Source organism: Novipirellula artificiosorum (assembly GCF_007860135.1).
GTDB lineage: Bacteria > Planctomycetota > Planctomycetia > Pirellulales > Pirellulaceae > Novipirellula_A > Novipirellula_A artificiosorum.
Genome location: NZ_SJPV01000002.1, coordinates 147,693 through 163,272, shown reverse-complemented (window position 1 = coordinate 163,272; position 15,580 = coordinate 147,693). Strand labels below are relative to the sequence as shown.

The window sequence follows — 15,580 nt, the reverse complement described above, 5'->3', positions numbered from 1 at the left end:
TAGCACCCTTGGCGCACCGTCGACCGGGATATCCCTTGTCAAGTTGCACCTCTGCAGAGCTCGACTCCGTTTCTACCGGCAACCGCACGATAACAAGTGAAAATAGCTCCTGCCAGCAATGATTGGACACCGGAGAGATGCCTCGAAAACCTCCTGCGCACGCTTCCGCCGGATGAGCCAAAAAACCTAGGTGCGCAAGAGCCTCAGCAAGCTTACACCTTCGCAAAAATCGGACAAGCGACGCAGACCTTGTGGACCGGAATGCAACGCTGCCACGACCTGTCCAAAGCATGGAACACATTCGGACCAGGAGCCAAAAAATATCACCGGATTAGGATGTGGGGTACAACGAGCCTTTGGGAGAGGTCGGCGTCTAAACGCCGGGAGAGGGGTTTTCGATACCGGCCCTCGCCTCGCTGCGCTCGACCGCTCCCGCTGCGCGGGCAGGGGTGGCTGGATACCTAAACACTGCAGTCGTTACAACTTGAAAACTACACGACGTATTTTCGGGGCGAGAAGTGCGGGGAAATAACGGGCTCGGGAGCGAACTTACCCTCGCACCGATTTTCGTAGTGCCTGGATGAATTCGGGGCCGGTGCCGCAGCAGCCACCGACGAACTTGGCACCGGCTTGAACGAGTGCGGGACCGTGTTTGGCAAATTCCTCCGCACTGGTTCGATAAACGACCTCACCATCGCAAATCTGAGGCACGCCAGCATTCGCTTTGATCCAAATCGGTAAGTCCGTCGCTCGATGAAGCTGCTGACAGACGCCCACGTACGATTCAATTCCTTGCCCACAATTCGCGCCAACGACATCCGCACCGGCAACGGTCAACTCGGTTGCGACCTTTTCGGCAGTATCACCCATCATCGTGCGATCGAGTTCTTTGCCCGAATCGAACACCATACTGACCACCACGGGCAATCCCGTTCGTTTGGCGGCCGCAAGCGCCAGTTTTGCTTCGGCCAAATCCGACATGGTTTCCACAAGGATCGCAGCGACACCGGCTGACGCAAGCGCCGCAGCCTGTTCGGAAAACGCTGCGTCCAATTCCGATTCGCTGACCTCGCCGGTCATCAGCATCTTGCCACTGGGACCAATCGATCCGAACACGATCGCCAAATCGCCAGCGGCGCGAAGCGAAATCTCCGCTGCCGCACGATTGATCGCCTGCACTTGAGCTGACAACCCGTAACCATCGAGTGCCAAACGGTTCGACCGGAATGTATTGGTTAAGACCACTTGGCTTCCGGCCTCGACGTACGCTCTCGGAACACACTCGACCTGTTCCGCATGCGACAAGTTCCACTCATCAGGGCAATCACCGCTGGAAAGCCCTCGCTGCTGGAGCTGTGTCCCCCAGGCCCCATCCAAAATCACCGGTCCATCGGCCAACAACTGTTTGATCAACTCGGTCATCAGGTCTTTCTTTCACGGGGACAATTCAGCAAACGTGTCGAGAAAGGTTATACTTGCTGTTTGACGGGCAAACAAGTTGCTCCTTCCATCCCGCCATCCGTGTCATCACCATGAATTCCCGCCAGCGCGTCCTCTCAGCCATCAACCATCAACAACCCGATCGAGTGCCCATTGATTTGGGTGGCACTCGCCAATCAGGCATCGCTGCGTCCACTTACCACGCCCTGAAACAACGATTGGGAATCAATACTCCGACGCAAATATTTGATTGTTACCAGATGTTAGCAGAGGTCGAACGTCCCGTCATGGAGAGATTCGGAGCCGACATCATCGGGCTGAATCGACCTCAAGTGGCGTTTGGAATCGATAATTCAGATTGGAAACCCTGGACCCTATTTGACGGAACGCCCGTTGAGGTCCCGGGCGGTTTTCATCCGGTCACGGAGCCCTCGGGCGACTTGGTGTTGATGCGAGACAAGGCACCGATTGCCCGCATGCCCAAAAATGGCTTCTATTTCGATCGACTTGAAAAGTATCCGGGCGCCGCCCATTTACCGGTTGCCGAAGTCAATCCGCCGCTCATGTCGTCTGAACTTGCAGAACATTATCGTTGCCATGCAGAAGCCTTGTGGCAAAACACCGACTTTGCGATCGTTGCCCCGATGGGCCCCCCCTACGAACTGTTCTTTGGTCTCGGCACCGGCGATTTCTCCGCTTGGATGATGACGTTAGCGACCGAGCCCGATTACGTGGACGAATTGCTTGGCAAGTTGACAGACCTGTGGATCACGAACCTAAGCCGTTTTGCGGATGCCGTGCAGGATCGTGTTCCGATCCTTCAAATTTGCGACGATTTTGGAATGCAACACGCCCCTTTTCTGTCGCCCAAGATGTTTCGCGAGCGGATCATGCCGTTTTACCAACGAGGTATCCGCTGGATACACGAGAATACGGAAATGAAAGTCCTGCTGCACTCCGATGGCGCTCTACGAACGTTGATCCCCTCGTTGATCGAAATGGGCGTCGACATTCTAAATCCAGTGCAAACGAGCGCCGATGGAATGGATGGAGCGGAATTAAAGGCCGAGTTCGGTTCGCAACTGGTGTTCTGGGGCGGATCGCTTGATTGCCAACACACCCTTCCGTTCGGGACGATTGACGAGGTTGTCGCGGAAGTGACCAAGCATGTCTCGGCGTTCGCTGCTGGCGGAGGATACGTCTTCGCCCCCGTCCATAACATTCAAGCGAGCGTCCCCATTGAGAACATGATCGCCATGTACGACACGGCGATCGCGGTCGGTTAGGACATTCCTTTATGCTTCGGTTTTGTCGAGTCGAATTCGCAGAGCATCGAGTAGGACCGCAACGACGATCACGATGCCCGTGATGATCTGCTTTCTCGAATCCGAAACACCAAGTTGTGCCAAACCGGTTTGCAGCACCGCAATGATCAAGACACCCAACAGTGAGCTGATCACGCTACCACGCCCCCCCATCAAACTGGTGCCACCGATCACGCACGCTGCGATCGCAGACAACTCGATGCCGATGGCGGCATTGGGATCGGCCGTCGACAATCGCGACGTTTGTGCAATCGCGGCCAAGCCGCACATCAATCCGCTGAGGACAAACACGCTCACCGAGTAGGGAGACGCCCAGATTCCTGACATCCGAACCGCCTCTCGATTGGTTCCGATCGCGACACAATAGCGACCGAAAACCGTCCGCGTTAGCAAAAACTGGCCAGCGATGACGATCACGATTGCGACCAAGAAGGCGGGCGACACCATCAATCCAGGCAAGGGCTCACCGATCCATTCCACCGACGACCCAATGTACCGCGTTTGGCTGGCCGTCACCTCTTTCGCGCCGCCTCGCGCAATTTCCAGCATCCCCAAGGTGACGATAAAGGAGGGGATTCCGAAACCGACCGAAATCAAGCCACTCGCCAATCCACATACCGCACCGGTTAATAAGCATGCGATGATAGCAGCCCACATCGGCCACCCGGCATCCACCATCAGCACGCCGAAGACAGCCGCCGACAGCGCCAACACACTCCCCACCGACAAGTCGATTCCTCCGATGACCAGCACCAACGTCATACCGACGGCTAAGAAGGTCAAATCAGGAATTTGGTTTGCAATCGACACCGCCGTCCCGGCTTGAAAAAAGTTCTCGCTCAGCAGACTAAACACGGCGACCAGAGAGACCAACACGGCCAACAATGCGATGTACTGGATCAACGATCGAGTCATGACCGATTCCTTCATGAGCGTTCCTTTTCCACATAGCCCGAAAACGCCGCTTGCATGATTCGATCCTTCGACCATTCATGACGTTCAAAGACTTGAACCATCCGGCCATTGGACATCACAGCGATTCGATCGGTGGTTGCAACCAGTTCGTCCAGATCGCTACTGACAATCAACAGCGTTTTACCCTGGGCTGCCAAAGCGTCGAACAATCGATAAATCCGCTCCCGAGCGGCGACGTCAATTCCTCGCGTCGGTTCGTCAAAAAAGAAGATCTCCGCGTCGCGCATCAACCATTTCGCGACCACCACTTTCTGTTGATTGCCACCACTCAACGTACCAACGGATTGCTCGATACCGGTCGCTCGCGTATCGAGTGACTCACAAAGCTGTTGTGTTTCGGTACGTTCCGCGGAACGCCGAATGACGCCCGCGAGCGAGAATCGTTTTTGTAGTGACGCAAGCGTCGTGTTCACTCGGATGCTAAGCGGCAAGAGTAAACCGTTTTGTTTCCGATCTTCGGTCACCATCGCCAACCCGGCGGCGACCGCTTCTCTTGGATGCCGAAACGGTGTGGTGTTGCGGCGGTTGCCAATCGTGATCGACCCAGATTCTGCAACATCGGCACCGAAAAGACAACGCAGCAGCTCGGTACGTCCCGAGCCGACCAATCCAGCAATCCCAAGCCTTTCGCCCTTGGAAACGGAAAAGCTAATCTGCCTGACCCGTTTGCCTCGCGAAATTCCCTCCACCCGCAAAGCTACCGTGTCCGATTCGTTCGGGTTGACGTGTACGGGCACCTTTCGAATCGAGGGTGTCGGCGCGTGTTCGTCACCACTCATCAACTCAACCATCCGATCGGTCGTCAACTGGCTCGTCGCTTCGCTCGTGACGTACTTACCATCCCGCAACACGGTGACTCGATCGGCCAAGCGGCTGATCTCTTCCAATCGATGGCTAATGTAGATCATCCCAACGCCCTGGCTCCGCAGCCGGTCGAGCCAAGTGAACAAAACGTCGGTTTCCCCCGAACTGAGTGCCGCTGTCGGCTCGTCGAGGATCAGTACCTTGCACTCACGATCTAAGGCTGCGGCAATTTCGATCATCTGCTGGCGCCCTACGCCTAGGGACCCCATCACCGTCTTGGTCGGAATCGCGTGGAGCCCAAACCGATCCAGTGCATCGCGAGCGCGCGTGTCGAGTTGTTTTTGATTGACGACTCCCAGGCGATGCGGCAACCGAGACAGGAACAAATTCTCAGCCACGGTCAATGTTTCAATCTGGTTCAGTTCCTGCTGCACGATTTCAACGCCCGCCGATTCGGCCGCCTGCTTGTTTGCCGGATGATAGGGGCGACCTTCCAACGTCATGAACCCGTGGGTCGGAGCAACCAATCCCGCCACGATTTTGCAAAGCGTGCTCTTGCCAGCACCGTTCGCGCCGATCAAAGCATGGATCTCACCGCTGCGGAGGTCCAACGAAACATCGTCCAAAACCGTAACGGCATACCGCTTGGTCATTCCCGTAACGGTCAACATGGAAGCGGCAGGATCGTTCACAGGAAGCAGGGATCCTTAGCTCAACGAAACGTTGTCGATCAATCGTGTCTGCCCCACAAAGGCAGCGATCAACGCGACGCCGGGTCGATCGAGATGCTCCAAAGTCGCGAGGCTTTCTGCGTCAACGACTCTTGCATAATCGATTGCGTCCACGCCACCCTCGCTCAATAAGATTTGCCTCATCTCGGCTTCGATTCGTGAGACATCGCGCACCCCTGAATCGGCAAGCTGTTGAGCACGACGAAGCGCGACGGACAACCGAAGCGAGCGCGAGCGTTGCTCTTCACTGAGGTAACGGTTACGGCTGCTCAATGCCAATCCATCCGACTCGCGAACCGTATCGCAGCAAGCGATCTCAATCCCCACGTTCAGATCGCGCACCATCGCTTCGATGACTTTCCATTGCTGATAATCTTTGCGGCCAAAAAAGGCATGGGTCGCTGGCAGGATCTGAAACAGTTTCATGACCACGGTCGCAACACCACGAAAATGTCCTGGCCGACAAACGCCTTCAAGTGGCGCCGCGACCTTCGGCGGCTCGACATAAGTGCTAAATCCTGGCGGATAGATCACGTCACTGCTTGGCAAGAATACCGCCGTGGTTCCCTCGGCCTCGAGCTGTTGGCAATCTTGCTCCAACAACCGAGGGTACTTGTCGAGATCTTCATTGGGACCGAATTGAGTCGGGTTCACAAAAATCGTCGCAATCGTATGATCGCATTGGACGCAAGCATGACGGACCAGCGATCGATGTCCTTCATGCAGGGCGCCCATCGTCGGTACCAAACCAACGGTGTGTCCGGCGAACCGCCTCTCGAGTACGAAGCGACGCGCTTGCTCAGGTGTCGTTAGCTTGATCATGACTAGAACGGTGTCGACGTTGCTTCGTCCAACACCTGCTCGCTAACATAGATCGGCAGTGCCGGTGAAAAGGTGACGGCAACCGCGATCGCGTCACTGGGGCGCGAGTCGATCGTGATCAATTCACCGTCTTCTTTACGCAGGTTCAATTGAGCGTAGTAGGTGTGCTCGTTCAGGTCGCTGATCACGACGCTTTCCACCTTCGCACCGAGCGCTTCGGCCACGTGAACAATCAAATCGTGCGTCAGGGGTCGCGTCGGAGTGTACTCTTCTTTAACCCGACGATCGATGTTGGTCGCTTCGAAAATGCCAATCAGTATCGGAAACTCGCGTTCCCCATTTTCTTCCTGAAGATAGATCACTTGATTCTCAGTGAGCTCAGAGATGATGATCCGAGCCAGCTGCATTTTGACGGGCATGGCAATAAACGTGGGGCCAGAGCAAACAAATTCACAACGCGGACGCAGCTTCTCCACGGCGTCCAGCCACTAAGCCTTCAATATACTCTGCCGTGAGGGTCGAGGGATACGTACCCACGGCGCTGCGACAATCTGGATCGGAAAAACGAACCGCAACCGGGGTGGTTACAAAATCCCTGCCAAGGATTCGAGGGCCAAGGGCTCTTTCGTGGCAAACGGTTCCCCATACTTGCGATGGATCAGCCGGCCCCAATTGGCCGCTTCGACGCGAAATTCGTCCATCAGCGTTGGGGGCTGGGGATCCCGCCCCGCAATGAATTGACTCTGATAGGCTTCAATCGACGCACGCTTGATGTCCCAGAAGTCACTGATGTCGACGATCCAATTGGGGGCAACCGCCAAGCGAAGGTGGATGCAGTAATAGTAGAAGACGCGTCCAGGATGAAAACGCTCGCCCGGCATGTCGGTTTTACTCAACTTGGACCAAAACCGAGCCGCTTCGATCAATTCGGTCGCCGCAAGATGATCAGGATGGGCGTCTTGCCAGTAGGGGGCGAAAAGCCACCGCGGCCGCAATACCCGAAAATAGCTGGCGATTAGCTCGCGAGATTCCAAGGTGTGTTGCAATTTTCGATTCGGCAACCCTGCGTTCCCCCGCCACGAGAGCCCCAGGATGTTGCTCGCGCGGTCGGTCTCTGTGCGACGCAGCGATTCGGATCCATGGGGCGTCGGCTCCCCGCTGGTCAAATCCAACACACCGACTCGCCAACCGAGCGACAACATTTTCGCGATCGTTCCTCCCATTCCAAGTTCGGCATCGTCCGGATGAGGGGCGACCACCAACATGTCGAGAGGCTCGGTCACCGGAAGGTCTTTCGGAGGGACGGTGATCACAGTGGTCATGGGCGCGAGGAATCAAAAGCGGAATTCACAGGAATTGATGACGGCGCATGCAAAAACGACCGGAGGAGATTCCGGTCGTTGAACGGGTCCAGCAAGGATGAAGCGTTCTTCACGAACCCTCAACCCTGTTAGCGACGGGCCTTTTTGACCTTCGCACCACCTTGGCGGACCTTGAACTTCGGATTGCTCTTGCAAATCACGTAAATTCGGCCACGCCGTTTGACCACTTGGCAATCGGGATGTCGGTACTTCAATGCACCGATGCTGCTGACAACTTTCATCGGATCGATCTCGTCGCTTGTTTCGTATACCATTTCACGCGTCGAAGATCGGATGACCCCGCCGCAATTCGCTTTTCCTACGTTGGAAGGGCGGAGTATAGCGGTTTCTTCGAATCCTTCAACGCCAGATCCACTTTGAAACCCGATTGAGCAGGAGCAGCCCATCACCATGGCTAAAATTGCGTTTTTTGACTGTCTAAGCGGAATCAGCGGCGATATGACGCTCGGCGCTCTGATCGATCTGGGGGGCCAAAGCGGGCAAATTGATGCCAGCGGAATTGAAACGGCTGTGAAATCAATGGGGCTCCCCGAACTGACCCTTACGTCCGAAACCGTCAAGAAGAACGGTTTTCGTGCGATCCAGGTTAAGATCGACCACCCCCCTGAACACGCTCATCGCCATCTGCATCATATTACCGAGATGATCGACCGTGCGGATAGCATTTCCGATCCCGCCAAGGCGCTAGCCCACAAGATTTTTCGTGCCCTGGCTGAAGCGGAAGCGAAGGTACACGGCTCGACGATTGAAAAGGTCCACTTTCACGAAGTTGGCGCGATCGACTCCATTGCCGACATTGTCGGGACCGCCGTCGCGATGACGGCACTTGGAATTGAAACCGTCGCGTCGTCGGCCGTGCCAACTGGTAGTGGAACGATCACGATCGCTCATGGACTCGTTTCGGTTCCAGCACCTGCAACGGCGGAATTGCTTCGCGACATCCCGATCGCCTCGAGCAGCGTGCAAGCCGAGTTGACCACGCCGACCGGCGCGGCAATTTTGAAAGCGACCGGCAGGCACTTCGGGACGATGCCGTCGATGACGCTCACCGGTGTCGGCTATGGAGCCGGGACCAAGGATTTCTCAGAGCAAGCCAACGTCCTTCGCGTCTTGATCGGCGAAACGGCCGAGCCGAGTGACTCGGCAGCCCGGTCCGTGGAATCGGACAGCGTCTTGGTGTTGGAAACAAACATCGACGACAGCTCGGCTCAGCAGATGGCCGATTGTGCGCGGCGTTTGATGGCAGCGGGTGCGCTGGATGTGTTTCAAACGCCCTGCGTGATGAAGAAAGGTCGTGTCGGCGTGGTCTTGACCGTGATCACCTCTCCATCACGATTGGCCCTGATGGAAGATATCCTGTTCACGCACTCCACCTCGATTGGGATTCGTCGCCACTCGGCCGATCGTCACAAATTGAACCGAAGCTCCGAAACGGTTGAAACGAGGTTTGGTCCAGTACGGGGGAAACGGGTTCTTTTGCCAGCAGGTAGCGAGCGATTTGCCATCGAAGACGATGATGCCGTCGCGCTAGCGACCGAAAACGGCACAACCGTCGACCAAGTGCGATTGGCGGCCGCCCAAGCGTGGGCTCAACGGGGTACATAGTGTGTCGGTTTCGCATGAGACGGACGCGGGGAAGGGAGTGGCCAACCAGACGGGGGGCCCGTAAAACCTGCCGTACCTTCCGTTTAATTTCGATCGCTCAGCTTGTTCACCCGACAGAACGTTCGTGTCGCCGATAGACTTGTCTATAATGGGTGGGGGAGGTCTTCACTCCCGTCCCATGCTTATCTCATCGTCTTTCAGGGTAGGCTCTTCAAGCCGAGGACCGCAGCTTCGATGGCAACCGTTACCGAACCAATCCTTGCGACTCTCGTCGCTGACGAAGATGCGCGGGTCGAAAGTCACCCATCCGATGACGACTATGCCCCACAACAGCGATTCTTGCTGTTCCGAGTGATGCCGGCGTGGATGATCAGCATGTTTGTGCACGTGATCATCTTGCTCGTTTTGGGGCTGATTACCGTCGGCACACCAGCCAAAGTGGTCAATGTCTTGTCAGCCCGCGGTACCGGCGAAGAGGGGCCGGAAATGGAAGAGTTCGCCATCGAGCCGATGGATCCAGGCGACTTGGCCGAGATGGAAGAAGTGGTCGACCAAACGGTTGAGGTGGCCGAACAAATGGACATGGTCGAACCTGAAGCAGTCGCTCCGCTTCAAATCGAGGCGGTAACGATCAATATGAATGATCTGGCTGCGGAAATGGCACCTGTCGCCGCGTCGCTGCAAACGTTAGCAGGATCCGCAGCGGCGCCGATGAGTAGTCGCAGCAACGAGATGAAAAAGAAACTGCTCCGCGATTACGGTGGCAACGCCAGCAGCGAATCAGCCGTTGGCGACGCGTTGAAATGGTTGTCGCTTCACCAAATGCCCAACGGCGCCTGGACGTTCCAACATAACCGAGTTTGCCGCAATCGATGCGGGGATCCCGGCGAATCCGACCGAGCCGATGCCCACATCGCGGCGACTTCGTTGGCGCTGTTGCCGTTCTTGGGAGCGGGGCAAACGCACATGTACGGCGAATACAAAGACCGCATCCGAGCGGGGTTGTTGTTTCTAGCAACCAGCGGCAAATCAGGAAAGCAACAAGGCATGCCAGTGTTGGATCTGCGCGAGAGCGGTGGCAACATGTACTCGCACGGGCTGGCAGCCATTACGCTGAGTGAAGCTTATGCGATGACCGGTGACACCGCGCTTGCCGGGCCGGCACAAGCCGCGTTGAATTACATCGTCTACGCGCAAGGTCGCGACGGTGGATGGCGGTATCAACCGAAAGCACCCAATGGAGGTGATACGTCAGTGACCGGTTGGCAAGTGATGGCGCTTAAGAGCGGGCATATGGGGCACTTGGTCATTCCGCCAACCGCCGTGCAAGGATCAATCTTGTTCTTGAACAAAGTCCAATCGGAAGACGGAGCCAAGTACGGCTACGATACCAAGCCAACCAAAAGCCACGAAGGATGCACCGCGATGGGACTGCTGTGCCGAATGTACACCGGTTGGGACAAGGACCATCCAGGTATCATCGGCGGAGTGAAGGAACTGACACGGATGGGCGTCAAGAAAGACGATATTTACTACGACTATTACGCCGCTCAGGTGCTGCGTCACTATGGCGGATTAGAATGGGATAAATTCAACGTCGAACTTCGCGATTGGCTGGTCAACGCACAGTCGCAAGCCCCAGGTGCGAAAGGCAGTTGGCATTTCCCCAACAGCCATTCGCATCGTGGACCGCGTGAAGGAGGGCGCTTGGCGAGTACTGCCTTTGCAACGATGATCTTGGAAGTCTATTACCGGCACATGCCTTTGTATGCGGACACCGCTGCGGAGGACGACTTCCCGTTGTAGTCTCTTCTGCGTCGGTCTTGCCCTGGCGTGAAATCTCTGTGACCGCATTTCACTCCTGAGCAGGACAACCCTTACTTTGATGAAATCCACTGCGACGAATACGACCGCGTGAGACAAGGCTTTGAATCCCGCACGCCGTCAATTCCTAAAAATCGGACTTTGAGTTCGAAACGGGAACACCGATTGCGTCTCTTCGGTGGGTGAGGTCAAGGCATCGTTAACGGTTCCAAGACCCATCCGTCGATTTCGGTGGTGAATGTCCCCGGATCGGGTGCGGGCTCTCCGGTAATCCGCTCGATCGCCCAATAGCATCCACCGCACGAGTTCGCATTCGAACGCAAGGATTCCAACGCGGATTCTGCATTCATTCGCCCCAAAGTGATCGCGCACTTGGACCGCATACGGAGCGATTCCGGATCCATGCTATCGACATCGTTCAGTCGTTCTTCAAGGATCGTGATCAAGTCTTCTTGAGGATCATCTTCGTAAAGTAGCCCCAACGCCCACGCTGCGGCGGGACGCGACAAGTGCCCAAGCGTCTTGCGTTTTGGTAGATAGTTCCGCATCAACGCATCCGCAGGACGATACATTTGGTCGCCAAACGCAATGAACAGATGGGCTTGCTGTAGCGAATACCCCCGCATGTCATCGTTGAATTCACCCGATCTGAACCCATCGTAAACCCGCTGCGCATGTTCAAGCATATCCGGCAACCACTCGCTGAGACGCAATTGCGTTAAGCCCCAAGCCGAAGCAACTCGAACCTCACCGCGGGGGTGGCCAAGCAGTTCAACCATCCGACTTCCGCTCGGTTTGTAATCAAGTTTCGCCATCACAAAACAGGCCTGCTCACATCCCTGCCATTGATGTTGATTCATGACGTCACGGGTCCGTTCGATCACCTCGTCAGTCAAGTTGGGCAAAGCTGCCAACCGAATCAAACCGAGTGCCACGTCGCGGCGAAGTCCAGGATTGATGTCCTGCATCAGCGGCGCAAGCGTCTTGATGCGATCAATGGCTTGTTGGTCGATCATGGACAACGCACACCACCGACGAACATTCACATCTCGGCTGGAAATCACGCGGTCAATGTGGGGATCAACCAATTCTGGGTCAATCTCGTAAAGCCGACCCAGTGCCCTTGATTGCACCGGAGTGCTCGGATGGCTGGCCAACAAGTTCATCAGCGTCACCGTTTCGACGTCATCGTGATTGGCCAACACCTCAATCGCAAGCAACGGATTCAGCTCGGGTAGGCGTTGATCGTCATCAGACGTCGAATTCAATTGGATTAATCGATCAGCGACCTCGACCATACCCGAATGATGAATTCGCCCCAATGCACGCGCGGCGGACATTCGAACCGAGGTGGGTTCGTATACAGAAAACAACAATCGCTCGAGAGAGTTCGTTGCCTCCGTCGCTTGCAACTTGCCCAGTCCATCGATCGCCAGGGCCAACATTCTCTGGTCCGCTTTGCCACTTTCGATCCGCTCAATCCACGTTGCCAGCATGACCGGAGACTTCCAAGCGGCGATCGCAGGTTCAACAATCTGCGACAGCGACGGCCCATATTGCATCGCTGAGTTCGCTAATGTCGCTGCGTGGTCTTTCGCGTCGAGGATCACCAAGGTTTGTGCCGCTGCGACCAATACATCCATTTCCTGACCCGGTGTTTGCAACAGGGCCAACAACTTTGGGGTCGCATCGGTCATCCCCGACAAGCCCTGTTGGTGAGCGATGGCTAACGTGTCGATCAGCATTCGCTGAAGCTCTGCATCGGGCTGATCGAGCCCACGCGTCCATAGATCCTTCAAGCCATCTGGAAAAGCATAGGCGATTTGGCTCTCGGGAATGGTCGGTCGCCGATCCATCGCCAAATCATATTGCTCTGGAAACCCCTCCGCATGCGCGGTGTTCACCGCAAAAATGACGAGCCCCATCACCAGATAGACCAAGCGTTCTCGTATCGCCTCCATCAAACTGTCCTCGTTAATCGCCACACCTGAGCTGCCATCAGTAGAAAAAAGAATGCAGATGCCAAACCGGCAATCCACCACGCCGCAGGAAGCAGGTCGAACGTTTCAAAACCGGGTACTGCAATCACACTGAGCGCTGCAGCCACGGGCGTGGCCAGTAGCGCCGATCGAACCGTATCGTGGCCGAACGGTGTGTCACGGCCGAGCCAAACCAGCAGGGGCGTCAAGAAGACGGCAATTACAACCACATATGATACGGTGGTGGATACCGCCGTCGATCGAAACAAACTACCGACCGAGGAACTGAGTGCCAAAACATAGATCGCTGTCCAAACCAAACAAATCAGAACCAAATAGACCTGTAGCCAGGTTGAAGGCAGTATCATCACCATCATCAGATAACCCGGCAGCGTTGCCATCAACACCAATGCCAGAGTCCAAACCACGCTTAGCAGCTTTCCGCGCAAAATCTGCACCGAGGACAAAGGCGTCATCCGCAGCAAGTCCCAACCGTTGTTGTCGCGTTCGCTGCTGATCAATCCTGATGCCAAGCTTGGTGTTAGGACAACGATCAAGACCACCTGCAACAACACCAACAATCCGCCGATCTTTTCAACGCCCCAAGACGTGACACTGGTGGCTGCTAAAACGGTCAGCACCAAGGAAACGACCGCACACGCGGCAACCAAACGCAACAACCACTGAGAGCGGCCAAAACGTCTCGAGCGAAACTCTTTCACCATCACCGGATTCAAATACCAGGGGATCCCCGACTTTCGCCGTTGTGGATCGACGACATAGAAGATTCGTCGAGCGGCGCGCGCCATCGCTCCCCGCTCGTTGGTCATCACCCCCTGTTCACGCGACTGGTCAAATATCCGATAGTTCAATCGTGACAGCGTGATCAAGGCCAACACCACGCTGCTGCTCAGTGTGACCCAAACAAAGCCTCCAGCCGTTGAGGTTTCTTTGAGTCCCCCTGCCGCAACGTCGCTGTGACGCATGATCTCCATCACGGCAGGCAGCGGTGAGAAATATCGCATCACCGCTGCGATCGACAAGGCAAAGCCGCCCCCGTTTCCTGTGCCACGCAAAAACGCAGCCGGCAGGAGGGTCAGAAAAAGCAACCCCAACACAACCGCATAGGTGATTCGTACGGCCGCATCACTCGATTGAACAAAACTGCTGACCAACATCCCAACCGTGGCATACTGCACGACAAGGACGAACAAGATCAGGTAAAGCATGCCAAGCTGATCCCAAGCCGAGATCCCTCCCATCGCAAAACAAGCTGCCGATCCCGGCAAACTGCTCAGCAGCACCAACAGACTAAAAAGCAACACCCCCGAAAGCTTACCAAAGTAGATCCCCCAAGCGGTCATGGGCGAATTCAACAACAACGCCAAGGTACCACTCTTCTTTTCATTGACCACGGAAGTCGCGGGAAACGCAGGCACCAAAAAAACAACACCTGCCAGTAGCCCGTAACCGAAAATCCGAAACACCTGCATCGATTGTTCACCGCTCAAATCGACGGATGCATCGGACGGCCAACGCATCAGCACTCCTACCGAAAACGCAAATGTCAACGCCAACAGCATCACCAATGCCTTGGGCGCTCTCAAAATCCCAAAAAACTCTCGCCTGATCAAAGGGTTCATCAGCTGTTGTCCCCCCGGGATTCACCAGCCACCGCTGCGGTTCGGGATGCAGACGCAACGTCATCGGCAGCGTCGTCCGCGCCAGCAACGCAGAGAAAAGCGTCTTCAAGATCGGTCATCACCTCGCGGAACTGAGCAACACTCTGCCCTTGGCCCACCAAGTGTGTCAACAAAGGGGCAAGTTGAGGATCCGACAAACGGGTCGTAAAGCGAACAATCATCTCTGCTGTGGATCCCGTCACATCACTGGCTTCAACGGCCTCATCCACAGGATGTGTGGCAAGCCAATCCCGCACCCGATTTGCTGCCATCTCGACCTGATCGTGCTCCAGCACTAACAACTCAAACGTCCTTCGCTGTTTTACGTTCCGCATGATGTCGTCAAGTGTCCCAAAGGCGCGAAGTCGGCCTTTGGTGATCATCGCAACCAAATCGCAGACGCGTGCTAATTCCGGTAAGATATGGCTGGTCACGATGAGCGTTTTTCCGAGCTCAGCAAGTCGCATCAACATGCCTCGCATCTCGATGCGAGCTTGCGGATCGAGACCATTTGCAGGTTCGTCCAAGATCATGACTTGCGGGTCGTGCATCAACGTTCGAGCGATTGCGACTTTTTGCTGCATTCCCCGACTCAGGGCGTCGACAAACAAGTCCTTCATATGGGTCGCTGACGTTATTTCCAGCACCTCGTCGATCCGCTGAAGACGTGGTTTGCGCCCGATCCCGTAAGCGGCGCCGAAAAAATCAAGGTATTCATTGACCCGCATGTTGTTGTAGGCAGCGAAATCGTCGGGCATGTAGCCCACCATGCGACGAATCTTGCCTGCATCCTGCAAACAATCGGCTCCCGCAATTCGTGCGTACCCACTCGTCGGTTTCAGCAACCCAACCAGAATCCGAATGGTCGTCGTTTTGCCTGACCCGTTGGGGCCAATGAACCCAAGGATTTGGCCCTTGCCGACCTGCAGCGACAACGAATCGAGCGCGACAAAGTCTCCGTAATGCTTGGTCAAGTTGAAGGTTTCAACGACCACTTCTGAATCACTCAAG

13 protein-coding genes are annotated in these 15,580 nt (G+C 55.7%); 3 read left to right on the top strand and 10 right to left on the bottom strand.

Going from position 1 to position 15,580, the window contains the following annotated elements; all coding sequences use genetic code 11:
* Positions 1 to 549: 549 nt before the first annotated feature.
* Positions 550 to 1,422: a homocysteine S-methyltransferase family protein gene (locus tag Poly41_RS06425; protein WP_146525116.1), complete on the bottom strand. Its 873-nt coding sequence runs from the start codon at positions 1,420 to 1,422 to the stop codon at positions 550 to 552.
* Between the two features lie 110 nt (positions 1,423 to 1,532).
* Here Poly41_RS06425 and Poly41_RS06420 point away from each other — a divergent pair, with 110 nt between their 5' ends.
* On the top strand, positions 1,533 to 2,726 hold the full coding sequence (locus tag Poly41_RS06420; RefSeq protein WP_146525115.1) for a uroporphyrinogen decarboxylase family protein: 1,194 nt from the start codon (positions 1,533 to 1,535) through the stop codon (positions 2,724 to 2,726).
* A gap of 9 nt (positions 2,727 to 2,735) precedes the next feature.
* Here Poly41_RS06420 and Poly41_RS06415 read toward each other — a convergent pair whose 3' ends face one another.
* The 6 genes from Poly41_RS06415 to ykgO all read right to left on the bottom strand — a co-directional run bounded on the left by Poly41_RS06415 (position 2,736) and on the right by ykgO (position 7,700).
* A complete protein-coding gene (locus tag Poly41_RS06415) occupies positions 2,736 to 3,680 on the bottom strand; it encodes an ABC transporter permease (RefSeq protein WP_231615464.1) in 945 nt (314 codons plus the stop codon).
* 11 nt (positions 3,681 to 3,691) lie between these two features.
* Positions 3,692 to 5,236 (bottom strand): sugar ABC transporter ATP-binding protein, encoded by a 1,545-nt coding sequence (locus tag Poly41_RS06410; protein WP_231615463.1) that lies wholly within the window; start codon positions 5,234 to 5,236, stop codon positions 3,692 to 3,694.
* Between the two features lie 15 nt (positions 5,237 to 5,251).
* Entirely contained in the window at positions 5,252 to 6,097 is an 846-nt protein-coding gene (gene panC / locus Poly41_RS06405; protein ID WP_146525113.1) for a pantoate--beta-alanine ligase, read from the bottom strand.
* Between the two features lie 2 nt (positions 6,098 to 6,099).
* Positions 6,100 to 6,516, bottom strand: coding sequence for a bifunctional nuclease family protein (locus Poly41_RS06400; protein ID WP_146525112.1), 417 nt, complete (start codon positions 6,514 to 6,516; stop codon positions 6,100 to 6,102).
* Positions 6,517 to 6,681: 165 nt separating this feature from the next.
* Entirely contained in the window at positions 6,682 to 7,419 is a 738-nt protein-coding gene (gene bshB1 / locus Poly41_RS06395) for a bacillithiol biosynthesis deacetylase BshB1 (RefSeq protein ID WP_146525111.1), read from the bottom strand.
* 128 nt (positions 7,420 to 7,547) lie between these two features.
* Entirely contained in the window at positions 7,548 to 7,700 is a 153-nt protein-coding gene (ykgO, locus tag Poly41_RS06390) for a type B 50S ribosomal protein L36 (protein ID WP_040763550.1), read from the bottom strand.
* A gap of 169 nt (positions 7,701 to 7,869) precedes the next feature.
* Between ykgO and larC the strand changes: the two genes are divergently transcribed.
* Positions 7,870 to 9,084 carry a nickel pincer cofactor biosynthesis protein LarC gene (gene larC, locus Poly41_RS06385; protein ID WP_146525110.1) on the top strand — a complete coding sequence of 405 codons (1,215 nt, stop codon included), beginning with the start codon at positions 7,870 to 7,872 and terminating at the stop codon, positions 9,082 to 9,084.
* A 234-nt stretch (positions 9,085 to 9,318) separates the two neighbouring features.
* Positions 9,319 to 10,890 carry a prenyltransferase/squalene oxidase repeat-containing protein gene (locus tag Poly41_RS06380; RefSeq protein ID WP_231615462.1) on the top strand — a complete coding sequence of 524 codons (1,572 nt, stop codon included), beginning with the start codon at positions 9,319 to 9,321 and terminating at the stop codon, positions 10,888 to 10,890.
* Between the two features lie 206 nt (positions 10,891 to 11,096).
* Here the strand turns inward: Poly41_RS06380 and Poly41_RS06375 are convergent, their stop codons facing one another.
* From Poly41_RS06375 to Poly41_RS06365, 3 genes are read right to left on the bottom strand one after another with little or no spacing between them, the layout of a single operon-like run.
* The gene (locus tag Poly41_RS06375; RefSeq protein ID WP_146525109.1) at positions 11,097 to 12,869 is read right to left on the bottom strand and encodes a HEAT repeat domain-containing protein; all 1,773 of its coding nucleotides are present in this window, start codon (positions 12,867 to 12,869) and stop codon (positions 11,097 to 11,099) included.
* Positions 12,869 to 14,530: an ABC transporter permease subunit gene (locus tag Poly41_RS06370; protein WP_146525108.1), complete on the bottom strand. Its 1,662-nt coding sequence runs from the start codon at positions 14,528 to 14,530 to the stop codon at positions 12,869 to 12,871. Before Poly41_RS06370 ends, Poly41_RS06375 begins: the two co-directional genes overlap by 1 nt.
* Positions 14,530 to 15,579, bottom strand: coding sequence for an ABC transporter ATP-binding protein (locus Poly41_RS06365; protein ID WP_197231110.1), 1,050 nt, complete (start codon positions 15,577 to 15,579; stop codon positions 14,530 to 14,532). Before Poly41_RS06365 ends, Poly41_RS06370 begins: the two co-directional genes overlap by 1 nt.
* Position 15,580: the final 1 nt, after the last annotated feature.

Bases quoted from the DNA above. Each gene is read 5' to 3' on its own strand.
- Poly41_RS06425 (WP_146525116.1), bottom strand. From the start codon at position 1,422: ATGACCGAGTTGATCAAACAGTTGTTGGCCGATGGACCGGTGATTTTG.
- Poly41_RS06420 (WP_146525115.1), top strand. From the start codon at position 1,533: ATGAATTCCCGCCAGCGCGTCCTCTCAGCCATCAACCATCAACAACCC.
- Poly41_RS06415 (WP_231615464.1), bottom strand. From the start codon at position 3,680: ATGACTCGATCGTTGATCCAGTACATCGCATTGTTGGCCGTGTTGGTC.
- panC (WP_146525113.1), bottom strand. From the start codon at position 6,097: ATGATCAAGCTAACGACACCTGAGCAAGCGCGTCGCTTCGTACTCGAG.
- Poly41_RS06400 (WP_146525112.1), bottom strand. From the start codon at position 6,516: ATGCCCGTCAAAATGCAGCTGGCTCGGATCATCATCTCTGAGCTCACT.
- bshB1 (WP_146525111.1), bottom strand. From the start codon at position 7,419: ATGACCACTGTGATCACCGTCCCTCCGAAAGACCTTCCGGTGACCGAG.
- ykgO (WP_040763550.1), bottom strand. From the start codon at position 7,700: ATGAAAGTTGTCAGCAGCATCGGTGCATTGAAGTACCGACATCCCGAT.
- larC (WP_146525110.1), top strand. From the start codon at position 7,870: ATGGCTAAAATTGCGTTTTTTGACTGTCTAAGCGGAATCAGCGGCGAT.
- Poly41_RS06380 (WP_231615462.1), top strand. From the start codon at position 9,319: ATGGCAACCGTTACCGAACCAATCCTTGCGACTCTCGTCGCTGACGAA.
- Poly41_RS06375 (WP_146525109.1), bottom strand. From the start codon at position 12,869: ATGGAGGCGATACGAGAACGCTTGGTCTATCTGGTGATGGGGCTCGTC.
- Poly41_RS06370 (WP_146525108.1), bottom strand. From the start codon at position 14,530: ATGAACCCTTTGATCAGGCGAGAGTTTTTTGGGATTTTGAGAGCGCCC.